Source organism: Microbacterium sp. E-13 (genome assembly GCF_049912955.1).
Taxonomy (GTDB): domain Bacteria; phylum Actinomycetota; class Actinomycetes; order Actinomycetales; family Microbacteriaceae; genus Microbacterium.
In genome coordinates, this window is the sequence record NZ_CP183973.1 from 3,362,364 (window position 1) to 3,383,805 (window position 21,442).

The 21,442-nt window shown below is 68.4% G+C and carries 18 protein-coding genes; 4 read left to right on the forward strand and 14 right to left on the reverse strand.

The genetic code is table 11. The features are described 5' to 3' along the window. Positions 1 to 197: 197 nt before the first annotated feature. Genes ACN9MP_RS15665 through ACN9MP_RS15675 form a run of 3 tightly spaced genes read right to left on the reverse strand, consistent with a single transcriptional unit; the run spans position 198 to position 2,511 of the window. Positions 198 to 1,217, reverse strand: coding sequence for a fumarylacetoacetate hydrolase family protein (locus tag ACN9MP_RS15665; protein ID WP_426321673.1), 1,020 nt, complete (start codon positions 1,215 to 1,217; stop codon positions 198 to 200). Next, a complete protein-coding gene (locus tag ACN9MP_RS15670) occupies positions 1,217 to 1,645 on the reverse strand; it encodes a VOC family protein (RefSeq protein WP_426321675.1) in 429 nt (142 codons plus the stop codon). Before ACN9MP_RS15670 ends, ACN9MP_RS15665 begins: the two co-directional genes overlap by 1 nt. Beyond that, positions 1,645 to 2,511: an enoyl-CoA hydratase/isomerase family protein gene (locus ACN9MP_RS15675; RefSeq protein WP_426321677.1), complete on the reverse strand. Its 867-nt coding sequence runs from the start codon at positions 2,509 to 2,511 to the stop codon at positions 1,645 to 1,647. Before ACN9MP_RS15675 ends, ACN9MP_RS15670 begins: the two co-directional genes overlap by 1 nt. Positions 2,512 to 2,756: 245 nt before the next feature. On the opposite strand from ACN9MP_RS15675, the gene ACN9MP_RS15680 reads away from it, so the two are divergent. Together ACN9MP_RS15680 and ACN9MP_RS15685 are read left to right on the forward strand one after the other, a co-directional pair. Then, positions 2,757 to 5,753: a BTAD domain-containing putative transcriptional regulator gene (locus ACN9MP_RS15680; protein WP_426321679.1), complete on the forward strand. Its 2,997-nt coding sequence runs from the start codon at positions 2,757 to 2,759 to the stop codon at positions 5,751 to 5,753. 41 nt (positions 5,754 to 5,794) lie between these two features. Beyond that, positions 5,795 to 8,581: an FAD-binding and (Fe-S)-binding domain-containing protein gene (locus ACN9MP_RS15685; protein ID WP_426321681.1), complete on the forward strand. Its 2,787-nt coding sequence runs from the start codon at positions 5,795 to 5,797 to the stop codon at positions 8,579 to 8,581. 16 nt (positions 8,582 to 8,597) lie between these two features. Here ACN9MP_RS15685 and ACN9MP_RS15690 read toward each other — a convergent pair whose 3' ends face one another. Genes ACN9MP_RS15690 through ACN9MP_RS15705 form a run of 4 tightly spaced genes read right to left on the reverse strand, consistent with a single transcriptional unit; the run spans position 8,598 to position 12,930 of the window. Next, complete coding sequence (locus ACN9MP_RS15690) at positions 8,598 to 9,950, reverse strand: amidohydrolase family protein (protein WP_426321683.1); 1,353 nt, start codon at positions 9,948 to 9,950, stop codon at positions 8,598 to 8,600. Between the two features lie 32 nt (positions 9,951 to 9,982). Then, positions 9,983 to 10,471: a nuclear transport factor 2 family protein gene (locus ACN9MP_RS15695; protein WP_426321687.1), complete on the reverse strand. Its 489-nt coding sequence runs from the start codon at positions 10,469 to 10,471 to the stop codon at positions 9,983 to 9,985. A 15-nt stretch (positions 10,472 to 10,486) separates the two neighbouring features. Further along, complete coding sequence (locus tag ACN9MP_RS15700) at positions 10,487 to 11,671, reverse strand: serine hydrolase domain-containing protein (RefSeq protein ID WP_426321689.1); 1,185 nt, start codon at positions 11,669 to 11,671, stop codon at positions 10,487 to 10,489. 20 nt (positions 11,672 to 11,691) lie between these two features. Next, positions 11,692 to 12,930, reverse strand: coding sequence for an FAD-dependent oxidoreductase (locus ACN9MP_RS15705; protein ID WP_426321691.1), 1,239 nt, complete (start codon positions 12,928 to 12,930; stop codon positions 11,692 to 11,694). Positions 12,931 to 13,085: 155 nt separating this feature from the next. On the opposite strand from ACN9MP_RS15705, the gene ACN9MP_RS15710 reads away from it, so the two are divergent. After that, positions 13,086 to 13,439 carry a hypothetical protein gene (locus ACN9MP_RS15710; RefSeq protein ID WP_426321692.1) on the forward strand — a complete coding sequence of 118 codons (354 nt, stop codon included), beginning with the start codon at positions 13,086 to 13,088 and terminating at the stop codon, positions 13,437 to 13,439. 338 nt (positions 13,440 to 13,777) lie between these two features. Here the strand turns inward: ACN9MP_RS15710 and ACN9MP_RS15715 are convergent, their stop codons facing one another. Next, on the reverse strand, positions 13,778 to 14,452 hold the full coding sequence (locus tag ACN9MP_RS15715) for a type 1 glutamine amidotransferase domain-containing protein (protein WP_426321694.1): 675 nt from the start codon (positions 14,450 to 14,452) through the stop codon (positions 13,778 to 13,780). 84 nt (positions 14,453 to 14,536) lie between these two features. Here ACN9MP_RS15715 and ACN9MP_RS15720 point away from each other — a divergent pair, with 84 nt between their 5' ends. Next, on the forward strand, positions 14,537 to 15,484 hold the full coding sequence (locus ACN9MP_RS15720; protein ID WP_426321696.1) for a LysR family transcriptional regulator: 948 nt from the start codon (positions 14,537 to 14,539) through the stop codon (positions 15,482 to 15,484). Positions 15,485 to 15,586: 102 nt separating this feature from the next. Here the strand turns inward: ACN9MP_RS15720 and ACN9MP_RS15725 are convergent, their stop codons facing one another. The 6 genes from ACN9MP_RS15725 to ACN9MP_RS15750 all read right to left on the reverse strand — a co-directional run bounded on the left by ACN9MP_RS15725 (position 15,587) and on the right by ACN9MP_RS15750 (position 21,424). Beyond that, the gene (locus ACN9MP_RS15725; RefSeq protein WP_426321698.1) at positions 15,587 to 17,038 is read right to left on the reverse strand and encodes an NAD-dependent succinate-semialdehyde dehydrogenase; all 1,452 of its coding nucleotides are present in this window, start codon (positions 17,036 to 17,038) and stop codon (positions 15,587 to 15,589) included. Continuing rightward, positions 17,035 to 18,003 (reverse strand): transketolase family protein, encoded by a 969-nt coding sequence (locus ACN9MP_RS15730; protein WP_426321699.1) that lies wholly within the window; start codon positions 18,001 to 18,003, stop codon positions 17,035 to 17,037. The genes ACN9MP_RS15725 and ACN9MP_RS15730 overlap by 4 nt, the downstream gene beginning before the upstream one ends. Further along, positions 18,000 to 18,914 (reverse strand): transketolase, encoded by a 915-nt coding sequence (locus ACN9MP_RS15735; protein ID WP_426321701.1) that lies wholly within the window; start codon positions 18,912 to 18,914, stop codon positions 18,000 to 18,002. Before ACN9MP_RS15735 ends, ACN9MP_RS15730 begins: the two co-directional genes overlap by 4 nt. A gap of 103 nt (positions 18,915 to 19,017) precedes the next feature. Further along, positions 19,018 to 20,070 (reverse strand): SDR family oxidoreductase, encoded by a 1,053-nt coding sequence (locus ACN9MP_RS15740; RefSeq protein ID WP_426321703.1) that lies wholly within the window; start codon positions 20,068 to 20,070, stop codon positions 19,018 to 19,020. After that, the gene (locus ACN9MP_RS15745; RefSeq protein ID WP_426321704.1) at positions 20,067 to 20,417 is read right to left on the reverse strand and encodes a NifU family protein; all 351 of its coding nucleotides are present in this window, start codon (positions 20,415 to 20,417) and stop codon (positions 20,067 to 20,069) included. The genes ACN9MP_RS15740 and ACN9MP_RS15745 overlap by 4 nt, the downstream gene beginning before the upstream one ends. Further along, positions 20,417 to 21,424 (reverse strand): amidohydrolase family protein, encoded by a 1,008-nt coding sequence (locus tag ACN9MP_RS15750; RefSeq protein WP_426321706.1) that lies wholly within the window; start codon positions 21,422 to 21,424, stop codon positions 20,417 to 20,419. The genes ACN9MP_RS15745 and ACN9MP_RS15750 overlap by 1 nt, the downstream gene beginning before the upstream one ends. Positions 21,425 to 21,442: the final 18 nt, after the last annotated feature.

The following is a 21,442-nucleotide window of genomic DNA, read 5'->3' on the forward strand; positions in this document are numbered from 1 at the left end:
GCAGTTCGACGCGATGAGTCCCATTCTGGGAAACGTCAGCAGCGGTTGTTGACCGAACAGCGTGAAGGAAACGGCGTTCTTTACGATGCGGCAATCGCACGCTCCCGCGCGAGAAGCCAGGGATCCCCGGCGAAACCGGTGGTCTCGCTCCCGGGGTCGGCGAAGACGCCTCGTCTCGTCCCCGTGTTCGGGAGATATCACGTGAGGAAGTGGTGCTCCCCTGAAGTGCCGTCGCTGTTGCGTGACCGTGTTCGCGGGTTCCACGCGCTCCGGGCGGGGGTGCCGAGGGTGTTGCGCAGGGTGCCCAGCTGCTCGATCTCCAGGACGATCTCGTCGCCCGGACCGAGCGTGCGGCCGAGCTCGATCGTCGAGCCGCCGTTGCAGGTACCCGATCCGAGCAACGCCCCCGGCGCGAGGTTCTCACCCTGGGATGCCCACGCGACGATCTCGGCGATCGACCACACCATCTCGTCGCTGCGCGCATCGCACAGCACCTCGCCGTTGACCGAGGCCCGCATCGCCATGCTCGGCGGCAGCTCGTCGAGCGAGACCACCACCGGCCCCGTCACGCAGGCGAAATGCTTGCCCTTCGAAGGGCCGAGACCACCCGTCATCTCCCGCCCCTGGATGTCGCGCGCGCTGACGTCGTTCAGGATCGTGAGTCCGAGCACATGGTCGAGAGCCGTCTCGGGCGTGAGGTCGGTGCCCTGCTTGCCGATCACGATCCCGAGTTCGAGCTCGTAGTCCAGCCGCTCCGTGTAGGCGGGCCACGGAATCTCGTCCCCGGGACCGATGAACGACAGCGGGTCGCCGGCGTACGAGACCGGCAACTCGTACATCACTTCTGGAACCGGCTTTCCCTGCCACCGGTAGCCGAAGGAGAAATGCTCTTCGAACACCATGAAGTCGCGATAGCTGGCGGGGTCGATGGCATTCGCGAACCCGTCGGCGCTCACCTCGGCCGCGTCGGGTTCCGCCCCGACGACCTCCGACACGACGTCCTCGAAGCGACCTCCGCCGGCCAGCGCCGCCGAGAGACTGCCCGGGGCGAGGGCGGCGGCGAGCCGGAGCGCGCCCGCTGGGGTCGCGCCGCGGGCCAGCTCCAGCTCGACGATGCCACGCCGCACATCCCACCACGTGGCGCCGCCGTTGCCGCTGACGACGAGGCGATGCTCGACGCCGTCACGCGTGGCGACCCGCTGCCTGGCGTAGCGCATCAGTCCAGCGCCAGGTCGGCCGGCAGCGGGTCGGACGGCAGCGGCCACGGGCGCTGTAGCAGCTCGACACGCGTTCCGTCGGGGTCGCGGACGAATGCGATCGGACGCAGATCCGCCCGCCCCGCGGGCGATGCCGGCGGGGCCTCGGGCACGACACCGAGGGCGGAGAGCGCCGTGAGGCTCGCATCGATGTCTTCGACCTCGACGCCGAGGTGCCCCGAGCCGGAGGACCTGTCGTACGCAGGATCGGTCGTGTCATTGACCACCAGCTCGATCACCGCGCCGCCCGCGGGATCGCCGAGGAACAGCAGCGTGTAGCCCGGGCCGAGCGCGAGCGTTCCGACGTGCTCGAATCCGAGGGCCCGGTAGAAGCCGACGGATGCCCGGGCATCTCGGATCCGGATGTTGGCGTGATGGACGACGGGCATCAGTCGTTTCTCAGCTTCTCGATGTCGTAGCCCTTCTCGGCCATGCCCCAGTAGCCGTGCACACCCCAGCTCTCGTGTGCCATGCCGTTGGGAAGCTCGTCGACGAGCAGCTTCCGCCAGGGCTGGATCAGGAGCGCACGGGTCATCGCCCGGGTCGAGCGGGCCCGCGGCTTGAAGACCGCGCGCGCGATCTCCCAGGCCCGGTCGAGAACCGTCCCGTCGGGCACGATCTCGGCGATGATGCCGAGGTCGAGCATCTCCTGTGCCCCCATGGTTCGTCCGGTCAGCAGGAAGTGCTTGGCACGGTTGACGCCCATGAGCTCCCGGAAGATCGTCTGCACGCCGTCGCCCGGCACGATTCCCATGCCGGTGTAGTGGCCGTCCGCCATGACGGTGCTCTCGGTCGCGATGACGATGTCGTTGAGAAGAGCCAGTTCCTGATGGATGAAGAACGGCCCGTTGATGGCGCCGATGACCGGGATCTCGAGGTTGAGCAGCGCGAAGGGCTCGTGGACCTGATCGAAGTACCAGAAGTCGTAACCCCGGTCGAACGACATGGGCTGCCGGAAGTCGTAACGCTCCCAGCCGTCGGGGTCCATCGAGTCCAGGAAGGAATCGCCGGTGCCCGAGATGATGAGGATCTCGTTCTCCGGATCGAAGTGCACGTCCTGCAGAGCCGGGATGAAGGCGCGGTGCAGCTCGAGACTCCACTTCGCCGGCCCCCCGTTGAGGTGCATGCACATCTCGAGGATTCCGTCCTCGCGCTTGAAGGTGAAGTAGTCGGCCCACTTGGCCTGGTAGTCCTCGAGGTAGGTGCGGTACATCCTGTCGCGCGGATACGGCGTGGTCATGAGGCCTTCTTTCATGTCGAGAGAGTTGACGGGCGAGGTCGTCGACCCCGATCGGTCACGATGCCAAGGGTCTGCAAAGCGAGGCGAAATGGTGTCGCCGGTTTGTTCTCGACAGCCACGACGCGGTCGATGGGCTGCGCCGCCCGGGGGCCCGGAATCCCGTCTTCTCAGGAGTGCGAACAGAGTGATTTCGCCGACATTTGCGCCCGCGTCTCGAGCCGGGGGCACAATTGACCCACGCAGACGAAGAGGTCGAACCGATGGTGATAACGGAACGCAGTCTGGTGCGGGGCAAGCTCGAACCCCCGCGGGCGGGCGACCCGCAGCGCGCGCGTCCTCGCCTCGACGCCCTGATCGCGGACCTTCTCACGCGGGCGCGCGTGCTCACCGTGACGGCGACCGCCGGCTCGGGCAAGACCGCGGCCGTCATCGATGCGCTCCATGCCACCGCGCGGCTGCCTGCCTGGCTCACCCTGGATCGTTCGGACGTGTCGGCCGGTCGGCTGCTGAGCTACCTCGAGGGGTCGCTGCGCAACGCCGATGCGACGATCGCGCCCGCGGCGACGAGCGCACTCTCCGGCGGGGTGGCCCATCCGGAGGCCGCCGCGCTTCTCGCAGAGGCGATCGGCACCCGGAGCATCACCATCGTCATCGATGAGCTGGAGCACATCATCGATGCGCCCGTCGCCCTCGAGGCGCTCGACAGTTTCGTGCGATATCTCCCCGAGGAGTCCCGGATCGTCCTCATCGGACGTCAGGAGGTCCCCCTAGACCTCGCTCGCCTCCGGATCGCCGGAGAGGTGGCCGAGCTCGGCGAATCCGATCTGGCCCTGACGGTCGACGAAGCCCGCCAGCTCCTCGACGGACTCGACCGGCACGATGTCGACGCGGCGAAAGTCGTGAAAGCGACCGCAGGCTGGCTCACCGGCGTGCTGTTCGACTCCTGGCGATCGTCGCGGCACGTGTTCGGCACGGGGGGCGAGACCGACCCGCTTCGCACGTACCTCTCCTCGGAGATCATGGCGGCGCTGCCGGCCACGGCGCAGGAGTTCCTCGTCACCACCTCGGTGCTGGACGAGGTGACGGCATCGCGAGCGGAGGCGCTCGGAATAGCCGGCTCGGCGTCTGTCCTCACTCTGCTGCGCGGGCGTCACCTCCCCGTCGATTTCCCGGAGCCGCACCGGATGCGGTGCCACCCCCGCTTTCGCGAGTACCTCCTCGAGCGACTCGAGGATCGGGAACCCGGAATCGTGCGCGCCATCAGGGCTGCGCACGCCGCTCTCCTGGTCGAGGAGGGCCGTGACGAGGATGCGATCGACGAGTACCTCCGCGCCGGCGACGTCGCACAGGCCGAGGACACGGCGGACGCGGTCATCCTCTCCGTCGTGCGCCGTCTCGATGTCGATCTGGCCGCGCGCTGGCTCGGCGCCTTCCGGCGCGGGCGGATCGACTCCTCGATCGCGATGACGGCCGCGGAACTGCTGGTCGCGCTCGAGCGAGAGCAGTACGCCGCAGGTGCGATCGGTGCCGACCGGCTCCTCACGCTCGCGACGCGGCATCCCGGCGAAACGATCGACTCGGGTCTTTTCAGCGCGATGGCCTGGTGCTACTTCCTGATGGGGCGCATCGAAGATGCGCAGCGCGTCCTCGCGAACGCGCCGGCGGGGCCGCAGACCGACATCATGTCGTTCGCGATCGGCGTGGAGCTCGTCGACAGCCCGGTGCACTACCGGGACCGCCCTCAGGACTCCGACACCGAGGTCGACGGCATGCTCGCGCGAATCGATCTCGCCCACGGGAGGTTCGAGCGCGTCCTCGGTGCGAGCACGACCCGCTACGACGCCGTCCGCGGCGCTCGACTGGGCGCCCTCACGGGGCTCGGACGCCTCGAAGAGGCGCAGGTTCAGCTCGACCAGCTGACGACCGGGCCAGGGTGGACTCAGGTGCGGATGCGGGCGGAGCTGCTCGCCGAGCTCGACAAGCCCGAGGAGGCCTGGTCGACGCTCATTCGCGGGCGAGACGTGCTGACCCGGACCGGCTCCCCGCTGTATCGCATGTTCGCTTCGCTGACGGAGGCCATGCTCGCCCTGCGGTTCAGCCGCGACACGGCCCTCGCCTCCGCCATCCTCGACGCGGTGCAGCAGGAGCCGACGGCGTTGCGCCGTGTGCGCGTCGTCGAGCAGCTCTCGCTGTGGCGCGGTCTGTGCGCGCTGCATGACGATGACGACGACCTCGCCGCCCGCCACCTTCGCGAGGCCGTGGCGGTCATGACCGAGTGGGATCGGCTGCTGTTCCTGCCGATCGCCGCGGTCTACCTCGCCGAAGCGGAGTGGCGGCTTCACGAGGACGCGGCATCGGATGCGGCGGCCGACCTCGCGCTGCGGTCGGCCGATCGCACCGGCTCGCGACACGCACTCATCCACGCCCTCCGGGAATTTCCCGCAGTGCTCTCTCGCCGGCTGGACGCGGAGACCGACCCGGATTCCGCCTGGCACGACCTCGGCCGCGCGGTGATCGCCATGTCGGGAGGCGCGCACCGCGTGGGAAGCGTTCACGTGCTGGAGTTCGAGGAGCCGGCGCTCCTCGTCGGAGGCCGACGGCACAAGCTGAAGCTGATCAAGAGCGTCGAGCTTCTCTCCTACCTCGCCTGGCGCGGCGGGAGCGCTGCGCGCGACGACATCATCAGCGCACTCTTCGACAGCAAGAGCAATCAGGCGGCGGGGGCGTATCTGCGGATGGCGGCAGGCGGCATCCGGGAGATCTTCGCGGACCCGGGGTGCATCACGGTGAACGCCGACGCCGTCACCTGGAACCTCGGCTCCCTGGAAAGCGACTTCACCACTATGCGCACGCGTCTGCTGCGGTTGCGCAACGTGCAGGGCGCGCAGCGGCTCGCACTCGCGATGTCGGCTCTGGATGACCTGCCCCGTGGGGAGTTCATGCCCGGATCGCGCTCCGGCTGGTCGAACGACCACCGGCGGAGGTGGAACGATCTCGATGTCGACCTCCGCCATGCTGCGGCCGAGGCGGCGTTCGAGACCGCCGACTACGGCACGAGCGACGTGCTGGTCGGCACGGTGCTGGCTCGCGATCCCTACCGTGAGCGCGCGTGGCGCCTGCAGATGCGGATCGCGGCCGCGGTCGGCGACGGAGACGGGGTGATCGCGGCGTTCCGCAACTGCGAGGAGGCCCTCGCCACCCTCGGCATCACCCCCACCGATTCCACGCGTCAGCTGCTCCAAAGACTCCGCTTCTAGGCATTTCGCGCGGAATTCGGAGCGTGCGGGATGATCGCGGCATGCCGGTCCCCACTCGAGCCCAGATCGAGCGCCGCACGCGAGCGATCGATCGGCACGCCTACGCCCCCGACGCCTCCCACTTCCTGCTGATTCCCGAGGAGGTGGCGGTCGCGGCGAGCGCGCACGAGGTGGCCGCGCTCATGCGGGAAGCGGTTGCGACGTCGCGTCCGATCACCTTCCGTTCGGGCGGCACGAGTCTCAGCGGGCAGAGCGTCAGCGACAGCATCCTCGTGGACGTGCGAAAGAACTTCGGGTCGGTCGAGGTACTCGATCGCGGGCAGCTCGTGAAGACGGGTCCTGGGTCGACGGTCCGGCGCGTCAACGCCGCGCTGCTCCGGCACGGGCGCAGGATCGGCCCCGATCCCGCGAGCGAGGCGGCATGCACGATCGGGGGCGTCGTCGCCGACAACTCGAGCGGCATGTCGTGCGGCACGACGGCGAACAGCTACGCCACGGTGGCCGCGATGGAGATCGTCCTGCCCAGTGGAACGATCGTCAACACGGCCGCCGTGGACGCCGACGCCGATCTGGCGCGCCACGAGCCCGCCCTGGTCGCGGGCCTCCTCGCGCTGCGCGATCGCGTTCGAGCCGACCGGCAGTCGGTCGCGACGATCGAGCGCCTCTTCGCCATGAAGAACACCATGGGCTACGGAGTGAACGCGTTCCTCGACTTCGACCGGCCGCTCGACATCCTGATGCACCTGATGATCGGCAGCGAAGGCACTCTCGGCTTCATCTCGTCGGTGACCTGGCGCACCGTTCCCGTTCTGCCTGCCGCGGCGACGGCGCTCGTCGTCTTCCCTTCCCTCACGGCGGCGACCGATGTGCTGCCGGCGCTCGTCGCATCGGGCGCCGCAACGATCGAGTTGATGGATGCCGCGTCCCTCCGGGTCGGCGCGCTCGACTCCGCGTCACCGGCGACCGTGCGTGAACTCGACGTCGACGAGCATGCGGCTCTGCTGATCGAGTACCAGGCGCCCACGACGGCTGCCCTCGACGCCCTCGTCGCGGGCGGCCGGGGGGCGCTGGAACACGCTGGAGTCGTCCCCGTGTTCACCGCCGACTCGACGGAGCGCGCAGCTCTCTGGCACCTGCGCAAAGGACTCTACGCCGCCGTAGCGGGAGCGCGTCCATCGGGAACCACCGCCCTCCTCGAAGACATCGTCGTGCCGGTCGCCGAGCTCAGCCGCACGTGCCGCGGCGTACAGGCGCTCCTCGCCGCGCACGGCTACCCCGAAGGGGTGATCTTCGGCCATGCCAAGGACGGCAACATCCACTTCATGGTCACCGACGACTTCGCGGCTGACGGCGCGCTCGACCGGTTCGCCGCGTTCACCGACGACCTCGTGGACCTCGTGCTTGCGGCGGGTGGCTCGCTCAAGGCGGAGCACGGCACGGGACGGATGATGGCACCCTTCGTCGAGCGGCAGTACGGCGCCGAGCTGTACGCCGTCATGGTCGAGATCAAGCGCCTGTTCGACCCCACCGAGAGCCTCAATCCCGGTGTGATCATCCCCACTGACGCGCGGAGCCACCTCCGCGACATCGCCTGGACCCCGGCCATCGAGATCGAGGCCGACAGGTGCGTCGAGTGCGGCTACTGCGAACCGGTGTGCCCGAGCCGCGATCTGACTCTCACGCCGCGGCAGCGGATCGTCGTGCGGCGGGCACGCGAGCGGGCGCGACGGAGCGGCGACACCGCGCTCGTCGCCGAGCTGTCCCGCGACGAGGGCTACGACTCCGTGCAGACCTGCGCCGTCGACGGCATGTGCCAGACGGCGTGCCCGGTGCTGATCAACACCGGCGACCTCGTCAAGCGGCTTCGCGTCGCCGATCACACCGCGCTGGAGCGCGGGGCCTGGACCGCAGCCGCCGGCGTGTGGGGCGCGGGCACGGTCGCAGCATCCGCCGCCCTCACCGTGGCCAAAGCGGTTCCGGCATCGCTCGTCGGCACGCCGAACCGGTTGGCACGCGCGGCTCTCGGCGCAGACACGGTGCCGCTCTGGTCGCCGGAGCTGCCGGCCGGCGGGCGGCGCCGCGGATCGCGGAGGCCCGCTGCGGGTGTCGAGGTGGCCGCGTATCTCCCCGCGTGCGTCAACACGATGTTCGGCCCTGCCTCCGGACCGGGCGTGCAGCGCTCGTTCCAGGAGCTCTGCGAGCTCGCCGATATCGAGGTCGCCCTCATCGCCGACGTCGACGGACTCTGCTGCGGCACACCGTGGTCGTCGAAGGGCCTTCCCGGCGGCTACGAGCGGATGGCGGCGCGCGTGGTGGCCGCCGTGCGCGAGTCGACGGACGAAGGCAGGCTTCCGCTGCTGTGCGACGCGTCGTCCTGCACCGAGGGCCTGCGATCCATGCTGGCCACGCGGCTGCCGCACGTCGAGGTGGTCGACGTCGTGACGTTCGTGGCGAACGAGCTGCTGCCGAAGCTTCCCCCGGCGACGAAGGCCGGCTCGGTCAGCCTGCATCCGACGTGCTCGTCGGCGAGGCTCGGGCTCGATGCCGACATGGCGCTCGTCGCGGCGGCTGTCGCCGACGACGTCAGAGTTCCGCAGGACTGGGGCTGCTGCGCCTTCGCCGGCGACCGCGGCCTCCTGCACCCCGAGCTCACGGCTTCCGCGACGCGACGAGAAGCCGCCGAGGTGCGCGCCGCGGACTCGGAGCTGCACGCGAGCTGCAATCGCACGTGCGAACTCGGCATGACGCGGGCGACCGGCGCCGTCTACCGGCACATCGTGGAAGAGCTCGCCGAGCTCCACCGGAGGGGACCGAGCGGCGGGCGCTGAGCGTCCGGCTGACGAGTCAGCTCGTGCGACGGTTCTCGTCGACGAGAGCGAGAAGACGCTGCCCCGAGATGTGCAAAGGCTCGCGCAGGTCGTCGAGGGCGGCCCGCTGGCGGAGCACGCCGTGGGACTTGTGCTCCACCCCGTCGACGAACACGGTGCTGACGTTGCCGGGATGTGCCCCGGTCACGATGCGCGTCGCGCTGTCGGCCGGCGAGATCAGGTTGGGTGCGTCGCGGTCGATGAGGATGAGATCGGCCTTCTTCCCGGGCGTGAGAGACCCGGTCACCGCGCCCAGGCCGCAGGCCCTCGCGCCACCGATCGTCGCGAACTGCAGAAGTGCCTGAGGCGTCAGTTCCGGGAGCGCCCCGGCGTCGGCGCCGGCCTCGGTCAGCGTCATCCGTTCCAGCTGGTCGGCCATATAGGCGGCACGCATGACGCCGAACATGTCACCCGCCGCCGCGAGTTCGGTGTCGGCACTGAACGACGGGGCGACGCCGGCGGCGAGCGCGCGCGAGGTGACCGGCCTGCCGATACCCGCCATCCGGCTCTCGACGACGGCGGCGATGCTCAGCGAGATCCCCGCGTCGGCCATCATGCGCAGTTCCTCGTCCGAGGACTGCCCGCCGTGGATGAACAGCATGTCGGGCCCGAGGAGCTTCAGATCGTCCAAGAGGGAGATCTCCCGGCGGCCCTCGGTGTTCGGGTGACCGACGTGGAACGACATCCGCAGATCGAGCGCGCGAGCGCGGGCGACGTCGTCGAGGCACCGGCGGGAGCTGGACAGCACCGGGCCGCGGAGCATCGCGTACATCGTCACCAGAGCCGCGTCGTCGCCGAGCAGACCGGCGCGCGTCGCCTCGAGATGCGCCGGATGAGGGTCGTCGCTGCCGAGCAGGTTGTGCGGCCCCGCGGACCAGCCGAATCCGAACCGCGCGCGGATGCCCGACAGGCGCAGGGCCTCGATGACCCGTTCGGTGTGAGCCGGCGAGTGCTGGACATGCGACTCATCGCACACTGTCGTGATCCCGGCGTCGAGGCAGGACAGCGCCGACAGCCGGTCACCGAGGAAAGCTTCCTCGGGGCTGATGGCCGGCGCGATCACCTGGTGAGCGCGCGCCATGTACTGGTTCACATCCCAACTGGAGCCGAGAAAGCGCACGACCGACTGCCAGGCGTGGCGGTGCGTGTCGACGAAGCCGGGCAGCACGAAGCTGGCCGACGCATCGACGATGCGCGCATGCGGCGCCTCCAGGCCGGCGGCCACTGCGACGATCGCGCCGTCCTCGATGAGGACGTCACCGTCGAGCTCGCCGAGCACGGGATCCATGGTGAGGATCCGGCCGCCGCGGATCAGGATCGCGCCGTTCATCGTGGCTACTCCCCGTAGGTCGTCGGCTCAGCTCACGACACGCTTCGCTGGCGTTCCGCCGCGGCGGCGTAGACGCCCGCCGCGTCGCCCCGGGAACCATCGATGTGGAGCACCAGGTCTGTCAGCACCCACCCGTCGCCCTTCCGGCGCAGGTCGATGTCGTAGGAGCCCCACGCCAGGTAGAGTCCCTCGTCGGTCTCGTCGACCCAGTGCGGGCAGTACATGTGGCACTTCACGTGGGCGACATCGCCGTCGATCGAGATGATGTGGTCGGGGTTCAAGTGGACGGTGCCGGCGAAGCCGCCGTTGCGGGCGATGAGGCCTTCCATGAACTCGTCGATCGGCAGCCTGCCCAGGTCGCCGGTGATCGGCGCCGCCGCCAGCAGGAACTCGTCGTCGAGCACCTCGGAGAGGTCATCCCACCTCTTCTCGTCGAGCGCGAAGAAGTAGCGGCGCACCGCTTCCGAGATCATGACGCGGTCGTAGAGGTAGTTGACCCGCCGCGCGAGTTCGTCGTTCAAGAGCCTGATTTCCTTTCAGTCGTCGACCGCGCCGAGCACGAGGTCCGACAGCCGCTGCAGTCGCTGGAAATGGTGGAGGCCTTCGAGCAGCCCCGAGGAGAGGAAGACGAACGTCAGTTCCCGCTCGGGGTCGACCATCCACATCGTCGATCCGGATCCGACGGAGCCGAACGCGGACGGGGAGGCGAGCTGCCCGAGGGGGGTCATGAAGTGACCGGTCCCCCGCACGTAGCCACCACCCATCGAGAAGTTCGCGGGGAAGTCGGCGATGCCGCGGGTCTCTTTGTTGAAGTCCCAGAACTCGTTCGACATCTCGCCGGTGTGATTGCGGTACGCGTAGTCGACGATGGCCGGCGAGAGTACGCGGACCGTTCCCGATGTGCCTCTCCTGCGCAGCGTCTCGGCGAACAGCACGAGATCGTCGACTGTTCCGAACGCCATGCCCGCCGGGAGCTCGAAGGTCTCGTCGACGAGATCGTTCAGCGATTCCATGACGTTGACCTCGGCAGCGCCGGGCGTCGTCTCCGCCATGCGGAGCGGGACGCGCCGGGGCGCATCGAGCGCGAGCCCGAAAGAGGAATCGACCATACCGAGCGGCTCGAAGAGCTCGTCTTTCGCGATCTGCCGGAAGGTGCGCTGGCGGGCGTCGAGGCGACGCACGATCTCGCCGAGGATGTTGTAGCTGGCGAAGGGGTTGTAGATGACCCGCGCCCCTGGCGCGTGCGTTATCTGCTGCGCGCTCACCGCCGCCGTCATGGCCGCCATGTCGCCCCAGAGCGGGCCCCACGGTACCGGCGGTGGCGGCACGAATCCCGCCCAGGTGCCGCCCGTGTGGGTCAGGAGTTGGCGGATCGTCACGCGCTCCTTGCCCCTCACGCCGAACTCCGGGATGACCTCGGCGACGCGGGTGTCGAAGCCGACGTCGCCACGGTCGACGAGTTGCAGCACGAGGAGCGCGGTGAAGGACTTAGCCGTCGACATCAGCAGGTAGATGTCGTCCGGCCGGGTGCGGCGGCCGGCCGCGAGGTCCGAATAGCCGATGCCCTGCCGGAGCACGACCTCCCCGCGGCGGGCGACCAGAACTGCGGCGCCGTGGTGCAGACCTGAATCGATGTCGGCTTGGACCGTCGCGACGAACCGCGCGAGTCGCTCCGAGCTCATCCCGACGGATTCGGGTCGCACCGTTGGGGCGTCGGGCATCTGGTCTTCTCCTCCTGGACTCACAGGGCCGCGTTCTCGCGGGCTGCCGGCATCCGCTTGCCCAACTCGACGACCATCCGGAACGCCGCCGTGAGCGGTTCACCGTACTGCTTGGCGAGCTGTTTGCGCAGGAACGGCGTGCGATCCAGCAGCAAGTCACGCGAGAGCGCCTTGAGCTTGTTCGGCGTGTGCATGAGCTGACCCATCATGTACGCGAAGGCGACCACGGCATCCGTTTCGGGCTTCCTGTCAGCCTCGTACTGGGCCAGGACCGCCGAGACGGCGGCCGTATCGCCGAGGTCCACGTCCGCGAAGGCGCAGGCGAGGTAGAACCCGTCGACCACGGCCATCCCTGCCCCGTACCCCGCGTAAGGATTGGTGGCGTGCGCGGCGTCGCCCAGCACGGCGATGCGGCGATCGACCCACGTCGCCAGCGGCTCGCGGTCTCGGATGACCCACGGGAAGATGCTCTCCAGGGGCGTCCCCTCGATCATCGCCGGCAGAGGTTGCGGGATGTCCTTCACGATGCTCATGATGTGCGCCTTCATCTCGGCGCCCTCGAGGAGCGGCGTCGTCGAATCGCGACGCTCCATGACCCACCAGTGGTAGCCGGGGCGGCCTTGAAAGGTCATCGGGGTGTAGCTGCACTGGTAGCCGCGCGGGTCCATCACCATGCGCGTCTGGGAGCGATCGGGGAACGACTCGAACGTGTGGCCGAGCCAGAGCGTGAGGTGGTTGTCACGCACCGGCTTGTCGCCCTCGAAATACTGCCTCACGACGGAGTGGAGACCGTCCGCCCCGAGAATGAGGTCTGCTTCGACGACGGTGCCGTCGTCGAACTGGGCATAGGCGAATGCGTCGTCCTGCCGGACGGCGGTGCAGCGCTTGCCGGTCTCGATGACGCTGGCGGGAAGCTGCGCCAGCATCTGCTCGTACAGCGTGGTGCGCATCGCGCCGATCCACAGGGGCACGTCGATCTCGGAATCGGCGACGGTCGGGTAGGCGGCGACGAGTTTTCCGCTCGGGCGGATGAACCGCGGGTCCGACACCGCACCGAGCGAGTCGGGACCCACGCCGAGGATCTCGAGCGCCTTGATCGGCGGCGGCCACAGTGCGATCCCGCCGCCGATCGAACGGACCTCATGCGAGCGCTCGTAGACGGTGACGTCGAACCCGACCTTCCAGAATGCGAGCGCCGCGGTGAGTCCCCCCGGACCCGCACCGATGATCGCGACTCGCTTCCCTCGTCGTCCGGCCATCTCGTCTCCTCAACCTCATTGTTGTCAAACCATCCCAGTGGGGACGCGCTGGACTGTAGCAAGGCGGCCGTAAAGGAGCGGGAAATGAGTCCGGCCAGCGGGAGCGCAGGCGTGCGCCGTCGACACCACGGCGAGCGCTCCGCTAGAGTCCGCCTGTGAATGCGGAGGCGGTGACGCAGGATCGGCCGACGATCCCCGGGGTCCTTGCCCTCGCGCTGTCCACAGGAGCGGTGCTCTCGCTGTGGCTGTACAACGCGCTCTGGGTGGGAAATGCCGGGAATCCTGCCGCGCTCGACGCGGCCGAGAACGTGGCGATGCTCACGTGGATGGTCGGTTGGCTGCTAGTGGTATGCGCAGCCGGTGCGGCAGCGGTGCTCCTCGTGAGTGTGATCCGGCGGATCGCCACGCGAGTGCTCCCCCTCATCGACATCGTCGCGCTGGGAGGCTCGACGGCCCTCATCGTCGTTGCCGTGTCGCTCGCCCCCCTCTGGGGGACGGGATACGCCTGAACCTGCTCCGTCGGAGAAGGCGCTCGTCCGCGCGGGCCGCGTGGCTGGGTCAGGTCGATTCCGTGGCGTTCGACCTGCGCCGCTCGCCCGGTCGTGTGGAGAACCGGTCTGCGATGGCTCCGGCCAGCGGTGAAAGCTGGAACTGGTGGCGACGTAGCTCGTGTCGGCCTTCGCGCCGGCGTCCTCCGCCGCGGCGGCGCCATCCTTCGTCACTCCCCCAGGATGATGCGGAGTGCGCACGTTCGTCGGAGGCGCACCGGCCGCGACCCGGGCACGAGGTAGGCATGCAGCGGCGCCCAGACGGATTGGTGGGGCCCAGCCGGGCCCCACCCCATCGATTAGGCGAGCCGCTGGAGCAGTGCCTCCGCAACCGAGGCCGACGACTGCGGGTTCTGGCCGGTCACCAGGTTGCCGTCCGTCACCGTGTGGTCGGCCCAAGGCTCGGCCGGGTCGACGACGACGCCACGATCGCGAAGGGTGGACTCCAGCAGCCACGGTGCCCTGTCGGCAAGGCCGGCCTGCTTCTCCTCGGCGTCGGTGAAAGCGGCGACGCGTCGCCCGGCTGCGGCAAGGGTGCCGTCCGGCCGAGTGGCGGCGAGCAAGGCGGCGAGTCCGTGACACACCAGAGCGATCGGCTTGTCGGCCGCGAGGGCATCGGTGATGAGCGCGCCGGAGTGCGCGTCGTGTGCGAGGTCCTCCATGGGGCCATGCCCACCGGGATAGAAGACGGCGTCATAGGCAGAGAGGCGGACCTCGGAGATCGGGAGCGGGGTGGCGAGGCCGGGAATGGCGGCGAGCTCGTCCCGCTCTGCATCTCCGTCGTCTCCGAAGGAAGCCGCGTCTGCCACGGGAGCAGCCCCGTCGGGCGTGGCGAACTGCACGTCGTGACCGGCCCCGGTGAGCAGGCGGTAGGGCGTGAGCAGTTCTTCGGCCCAGAAGCCGGTGGGGTGAGCTGTGCCATCGGACAGCGTCCATGTGCGGGCGGAACTGACGACGAAGAGAACAGTGGACATTCAGGCTCCTAACGGTTGCGCCGGATCAGGCGACGTTCAGCCACAACGGCTCACGGCTCTGCACTCTTCCGATAGCTTGTTGATGTGAGCTATAACGATCCTGATGGGCTAGCTCGCCTTCCACTCTGGCGGACGTTCCTCGCTGTCCACGCCACCGGCTCGCTCTCAGCGGCCGCACGCGAAGTCGGTGTGACCCAGCCGGCCGTCTCCTCGCAGTTGCAGGCGCTCGAGCGGGCGGTGGGCGAACGATTGTTCGTCCGCGGTGCTCGCGGAGTGTCGCCGACGGCTCGAGCTGACGAGATCGCTGCACGGCTTCGGGGCCCGTTCGAAGAGCTGTCTGTCGCACTGAGAGAGACCGGCAGCGGTCACGTCGTCGAGCCGCCGGTGCGTCTGGGCGGTTCCGCCGAACTGCTGGCCGAAGTCGTCGTTCCCGCCGTTGCGCCGCTGATAGCGGATGGCCTGCGTTTGCACGTGGTTCCCGGGGTCACCGAAGGGCTCTTCGACGGCTTGCGGTCAGGAACACTGGATCTCGTCATCGCATCGGAGCGGCCCAGAGGACGCGCGCTGGTAGCCAGCCCGCTGGTGGACGAGACGTTCGTGCTGGTGGGCGCTCCACTGATCGACCGGAACGTCAGGGCCGCGGCAGGAGACAACGCCCCACCCTGGGCGGTCGCCAAGGCCGCCACGGCACTCCCGCTCCTGGCGTACGCGACGGACGTGCCGGTGCTGCGCAGATACTGGCGCCACGTCTTCGGCGCCCGCCTCGAAGTGCAGCCTTCCCTCACATTCCCCGACCTCCGCGCCCTCAGAGGCGCCGCGATCGGCGGTGCCGGTGTGACGGTGCTGCCCAGCTACCTGTGCAGGGGCGCACTCGATACCGGCAAGCTGGTCGATCTCTTCCCCACCGACGACCCCCCGATCAACACGCTGTATCTGGTTCGCCGTCCGGGCAGTGCGGAGAGATCGAATATCGCGCAGGTTGTCGCCACGCTCCGCGGAGCGGTGGCGGATGTCGTTGCCGATGAGCGCTGATACCACTTGGCGACGCTTTCGGACCCGAGCACTCCCGACGCTGCGTGTGCGGCCGAGAGCATGGCCTGGCGAGGGGCTCGACCGCGTATCCGCGGCCGGTTCTCAGCCCACGTTCGGGACGAACGCGTACTTGGTGTCGAGGTATTCGTGGATGCCCTCACTGCCGCCCTCGCGTCCCATGCCGGAGTGCTTGGTGCCTCCGAACGGTGCGGCGGGATTGGAGATCACACCCGCGTTCACTCCGAGCATCCCGGCGTTGACCGTCGCCATGAGCCGGTTCGCCCGCGCCAGGTCGGCTGTGAATGCGTAGGCTGCGAGCCCATACTCGGTGTCGTTGGCGAGGGCGACACCTTCATCCTCCGTGTCGAACCTGGTGATGGCGACGACCGGACCGAAGATCTCCTCGCGCGACAATCGTGAGCTGGGAGGGACGTCGGTGAGGAGGGTCGGCGGGAAGTAGGCGGCTCCTTCGACGCTCGCCCCACCCACGATCTCGTAGGCGCCGCTCTGGATGGCGTCGTCGACGAGCGCACGGATGCGACGGCCGGCACCCTCGTTGATGAGCGGGCCGATGTCGATTCCCGCCTCGAGGCCGGGGCCGACGCGGAGCGCGCTGACCCGCTCCGCGAGCCGCTCCACGAACTCGTCGTGGATGCCGGCCTGCACAAGGAACCGGTTCGCTGCGGTGCAGGCCTGTCCAACGTTTCGGAACTTCGCCAGCATCGCCCCCTCGACCGCCGCGTCCAGGTCGGCATCGTCGAAGACCAGGAAGGGCGCGTTCCCGCCCAGCTCCATCGACGTGCGCAACACGTTGTCGGCGGCTTGCTTGAGCAGCGTCTGGCCCACTTCGGTCGACCCGGTGAAGCTGACCTTACGCAGCCGGATGTCTTGCATGAGGACGTCCGACAGGGCGGCTGACCGTGTGCTGGGGATGACGTTGACGACGCCCGCAGGCACACCCGCCTGCTCCAGCAGCGAGACGACGTACAGCGTGGTAAGTGGGGTGAGCGCCGCCGGCTTGATGATCACCGTGCAGCCCGCGGCGAGAGCAGGCCCGATCTTGCGCGTGGCCATCGCCAGCGGGAAGTTCCATGGCGTGATCAGGTAGCACGGTCCGACCGGCCGGTGGGTCACGATCATGGTGCCCGAACCTTCCGGGGTGATCCCGGTGCGCCCGCCGATGCGGACCGCCTCTTCGGCGAACCATCGGAGGAACTCGCCGCCGTATCGAACTTCGGCGGCCGATTCACTGAGGGGCTTGCCCATCTCGAGCGTGATGAGCCGCGCCAGGTCCTCGGCGTGTTGGTTGACCAGGTCGAAGGCACGCAGCAGGATCTCACCACGCACCCGCGGGGCGGTCTGTGCCCATGCATCGCCAGCCGCTGCGGCGGCATCGAGCGCTGCGAGCGCGTCCGCGGGGGTGGCATCGGCCACCTGGGTGATCACCTCGCCGGTCGCCGGGTCGTGCACCGGGAACGTGGAGGCGTCTTCTGAGCCGCGCCATTGCCCCGCGATGTACAGGCTGTCGGGGAGCGTGCTGAGGCCGGCGTTCATGCCGCATCCCCCACCGTCGACAGCGCGGTCGCGTCCGCGGAGTTGAGGTACTCGCGGACTTGCTCCGCGACGCGCTCGGGGGACAGCCCGTACTTGTCGAGCAGGAAGTCGTTGGGTCCGGATTCCGACCACGCGTCCTGAAGGCCCAGCCGTGCGACTCGGGGTCGGTTCGGCTGCTCCGCGAGGGTTTCGCTCACCAGCCCACCGAGGCCGCCGATGATGCTGTGCTCTTCCACGGTGATGACGATGCGGGCGCCGTCGACGGCCTCGAGGAACGACGGAACGTGCAGCGGCTTGATTGTCGGCAGGTGGATGACGCGGACGTGGAGGCCGACCTCGTCCAGGAGCTCCGCGGCCTCGTACGCCCGCGAGCTCTGCACTCCGGTCGACACCAGCGCGACCACACCCCCGGTTCGCAGCGTGACCGCTTCGCCGAGCCGGAAGCGGTAGTCGTCGGGGAGGACCTGCCGCACCGCGTCACGAGCCAGCCGCACGTAGACGGGGCCGCCGTGCTGCGACGCCCAGCGCGTGACTTCGGCAGCCTCGATCTCGTCCACGGGTGCCAGAACCGTCATGTTGGGCATGGCCCGCATGATGGCGAGGTCCTCGATGTCCTGGTGCGTCTTGCCGCTGCTGCCGTTGAGGAGACCGCTGTAGGCGCCGGCGACCCGGACGGGTGCCTGCGTCTGGGAGACCAGCATCCGGATCGGGTCCAATGCCCGATGGGTGAGGAATACGCCGAACGTGGACAGCCACGGCCGGAACCCGGCGGAGGTCAGCCCGAAGGCGATGCCCACCATGTTCTGCTCGGCGATGCCGACCTCGACGAAGCGGTCGGGATAGGCGGCGGCGAACTTGTCTGCCTTGGTCGAGTTGGCCAGGTCGCCGTCGACGATGACGACGCTGGGGTCGTCTGCACCGATCTCGACAAGGGTGTCCGCCCACACGTCGCGTTGAGCCTTCACAGGGTCGCCTCCTCGATTGCGAGCTCGCGTCGTGCGATCTCGAGCTGCTCCGGCGTAGCCACGCCGTTGTGCCACTTGTAGGTTCCCCGTGTGAATGACAGACCGTGGCCCTTGGTCGTTCGCGCGAGGATCACCGTCGGCTTGTCGGTGTTGGACCCGTTGTCCACGGCGGCCTCGTACGCGGCCAGGATCTCGCCGAAGTCGTGGCCGTCCACGCTGAGCACGTTCCACCCGAAGCCGGCGAGGATTGCGTGCAGGTCGACGTGGGACCACGGGTCGCTGCGGTCGAATCTGTCGCGGCCGGCGACGGGCGGCCACCCGAACTGCTGCAGGCCGTTCAGGTCGACGATCGCGATCAGGTTGTTCAGTCCGTAGCGGCTGGCGGAGTTGAAGGCCTCCCAGACCATTCCCTCTTGCAGTTCGCCGTCGCCCATCATCACCCAGGTGCGGTAGTCCGCGCCGAGCTTCTTCGCACCCAGCGCGATGCCGACCCCGGCGGACAGGCCCTGGCCGAGCGACCCGGTGGACACGTCCACTCCCGGCGTCAGCTTCATGTCGGGGTGCCCCTGCAGCCGAGAGTTTCCGTGGTCGAACGTGGCGAGCTCTTCGACCGGGAAGTACCCCCGGAGCGCGAGGACGCTGTAGAGCCCGATGGCCGAGTGGCCTTTCGACAGCACGAAGCGGTCGCGGTCAGGGTCGTGAGGGTTGACCGGGTCGATCCGAAGCGTCTCGAAGTACAGCGCGACGAGCAGATCCGTCATCGACATCGGTCCCCCGATGTGGCCGGCCTTGCTCTGGGTGACCGTGTTCAGGATGTGCCAGCGAACGAGCTGCGACAAACGCGCAAGTTCGGCGTGCTGCGTAACGGCGTCCGAATCGATGATCGATCCGCGCCTGGCGTCTTCGCTCATGTCGCTATCCTACCTATTTGCGGACACTGTGTCCATGTTTTTGGAACTATCGGGAAGGGGGTATCGCAGTGCGGACGGTGGGCTTACGGGGTGCCGACGGTGGTCAGCTGATGAAGCGGTCGTCTCGCAGGGCGGAAAGATGCTCGACAAAGCTCTGGTGGCTGTCGATGCAGTCGGCGAACCCGGCTTGGCGGATCTTGATCGTGCTCTGCACCATGTCGAAGTCCGTGCGCCACCATGCTTCAACGAAGGGCCACGCCACGAAGTCGCGGAAGGATGTCGCGCGCAGGCCCTGACGTGTGGTCAGCTCCGCCCATTCCGCGTCCCGGTCGAACATGTGGGCTTCCAGATCGAGCGGCTGCGGCTCCGCAGCGGGCATGTCGAAGAACTCGGCGATCGCCGGCCACAGATGGCACCAGCGGAAATGGTCGCCGTTGGTGACGTTGAAGATGTCGTTCTTCGCGGTCGGAGCAGTGAACGCCCACTCCACGGCGCGTGCCAGGATCCGGGCGTCGGTTGCCTGATGCAGGGCTCGCCACGCGCCCCACGAGCCGGGAAACCGGAGCGGGACGCCTTCGCTCCGGCTGAGCATCGCGAATGCTGCGACACCGGAGAGGATGTTCATCGGCGAGCGGGCACCCCAACCGATCACGCCGTCGGGACGCAGCACCGTCCAGCTGGCGCCGTTGCGGTGCGCCCAGTCCCGGATCGCGTCTTCCTGCGGGTTGTACAGGATGGGACCGAGCAGTCGTGGGTCTGCCTCTTTCGCCGGGGTCCGGTACGGCCCGAGATGCTCACCGTAGGACTTGCCGCCACCGATGAGCTGGATCTGTTCGACTTCCGCCCCATCGCGATCCAGGGCATTCAGCAGGTTGCGGACCATCGCCGCATTCCGCCTCGTGGTTGCCGCGTGCGTCGTGTCTTCCACGTACGCGGCGTACACAACACCGGTCACGTCACTCAGCGATCCGCGCGGCACGCCGTCTTCTCTGGACAAGTCGCCCAGCAACACGGTCTGGCCCGCGGCGGCGTCACCGGAGCGTGAGCCGGAGCGCGACAGCGCGGTCACGGCTCGCCCCGTGGCGCTGAGGTGTCCGGCGATCGCTCCCCCGGTGACGCCGCTGGCGCCGACGACGAGATAGTTGGCACCGGTCACGCGCGTGCTCCCCCTGGCGGGTCCTGCGGCCGGGAGGTGGGCAGACCCAAGGGAACCGGGCCACCGGGACGCACGCCGAGCCGTCGGCGGATGCTCGCGAGCACCGCTGGTGAGGCATGGATCTGCGGCGCTGTGACCGAACGTACCCCCGGCACCCGCTCGACGTAGGTCTGCACCAGGCCGGCGTACGTGACCGCCATGGACGGGCAGCTCTCGCACGCGCCGTAGAACTCGATGACCACGTCGCCGTCATCGCCGACGGTCGCGCTCATATCGCCGGCGTGGCCGCGAAGTCGGGGTCGGACGAACTGCAGGGCCTCCTGCAGCTCGTCCGGGTCGACGCTCATCAGACTTCGGCTTTCTTGAACTGCTCGGGGATCTCGTAGCCGAGGCCGCGCGCGAAGCTGAGTCCGAAGACCTTCTCCTTGATCTCGCGGGTCAGTTCGGGGTACCCGTAGCGCTCCTGGAGCTCCTCCGGCATCTCCAGGTTCGCCCACATGTCGATGTACGACTGGATGTCAGGCCAGATGAAGCCTTCCGAGCCATATGCCAGGCGGTCGGGGCCGACGAACAGGAGCGCCTGGCCGATCCGGTGCAGCATCGCGTACGGCTGCAGGAAGTACTGGTTGAACCACAGCGGCAGCAGCAGGTGCATGTTGGGGAACCGCCCGGCGATCGAGATCATCTCGTCGACATACGGGTCGCCCATGTGGTGGATTCCGAAGTTGAGGTCGGGGAAGTCGTACGCCGCCATCTGGAGGTCGTTCGGCTTGAACGCCTCAACCGGATGCATCCCGAGGGGATAGCCCTTATGGAACTGCACCATCTTGATGCCCAGTTCGAGCGCCTTCTCATACAGGGGATACGCGACCTCACGGTCGTCAGCCCGCCAGTAGTGGTCGCGGTCCTGGTATGTGTAGAACTTGAAGCTGATCGCGCCCATCTCATGGACCTGGCGCTCCATCTCGTTCAGCGCGAAGTCCAGTCCCTGCCAGCTCGGGTCCACGCCACCGGTGAAGAGGAGCCGTTCCGGATTCTTGCGGGTGAGGTCGTAGCAGAGCTGCGCTGGGCCGAGCGAGTCCTTCCACGGGCCGAACAGCGGCACCGTCTGCACCATTGCGACATCAGTGTCTGAGCGCTTGAACAGCTGATCGTTGGCCCATTCCGGGTCGACGGGGTCGTAGAAGTCCGGCTTGGGTGCCGGGCCGCCCTTGGACGCCATCAGCTCATTGAAGCCTGCCTGGTTGACGCGGTGCGCGACAACGTTCCTCCCGTCCGTCCCAGGGGCGATCTGACGATCCGTGAAGTCCTGAGTGTGCACCGCACAGTCGAACACGAACATTCCGTCTTTCATCTGTCTCTCCGCTCGAGT

Bases quoted from the DNA above. Each gene is read 5' to 3' on its own strand.
- ACN9MP_RS15745 (WP_426321704.1), bottom strand. From the start codon at position 20,417: ATGAGCGTCGACCCGGACGAGCTGCAGGAGGCCCTGCAGTTCGTCCGA.
- ACN9MP_RS15680 (WP_426321679.1), top strand. From the start codon at position 2,757: ATGGTGATAACGGAACGCAGTCTGGTGCGGGGCAAGCTCGAACCCCCG.
- ACN9MP_RS15685 (WP_426321681.1), top strand. From the start codon at position 5,795: ATGCCGGTCCCCACTCGAGCCCAGATCGAGCGCCGCACGCGAGCGATC.
- ACN9MP_RS15690 (WP_426321683.1), bottom strand. From the start codon at position 9,950: ATGAACGGCGCGATCCTGATCCGCGGCGGCCGGATCCTCACCATGGAT.
- ACN9MP_RS15670 (WP_426321675.1), bottom strand. From the start codon at position 1,645: ATGCCCGTCGTCCATCACGCCAACATCCGGATCCGAGATGCCCGGGCA.
- ACN9MP_RS15715 (WP_426321694.1), bottom strand. From the start codon at position 14,452: ATGTCCACTGTTCTCTTCGTCGTCAGTTCCGCCCGCACATGGACGCTG.
- ACN9MP_RS15725 (WP_426321698.1), bottom strand. From the start codon at position 17,038: ATGAACGCCGGCCTCAGCACGCTCCCCGACAGCCTGTACATCGCGGGG.
- ACN9MP_RS15705 (WP_426321691.1), bottom strand. From the start codon at position 12,930: ATGGCCGGACGACGAGGGAAGCGAGTCGCGATCATCGGTGCGGGTCCG.
- ACN9MP_RS15750 (WP_426321706.1), bottom strand. From the start codon at position 21,424: ATGAAAGACGGAATGTTCGTGTTCGACTGTGCGGTGCACACTCAGGAC.
- ACN9MP_RS15665 (WP_426321673.1), bottom strand. From the start codon at position 1,217: ATGCGCTACGCCAGGCAGCGGGTCGCCACGCGTGACGGCGTCGAGCAT.
- ACN9MP_RS15700 (WP_426321689.1), bottom strand. From the start codon at position 11,671: ATGCCCGACGCCCCAACGGTGCGACCCGAATCCGTCGGGATGAGCTCG.
- ACN9MP_RS15675 (WP_426321677.1), bottom strand. From the start codon at position 2,511: ATGAAAGAAGGCCTCATGACCACGCCGTATCCGCGCGACAGGATGTAC.
- ACN9MP_RS15735 (WP_426321701.1), bottom strand. From the start codon at position 18,914: ATGAGCGAAGACGCCAGGCGCGGATCGATCATCGATTCGGACGCCGTT.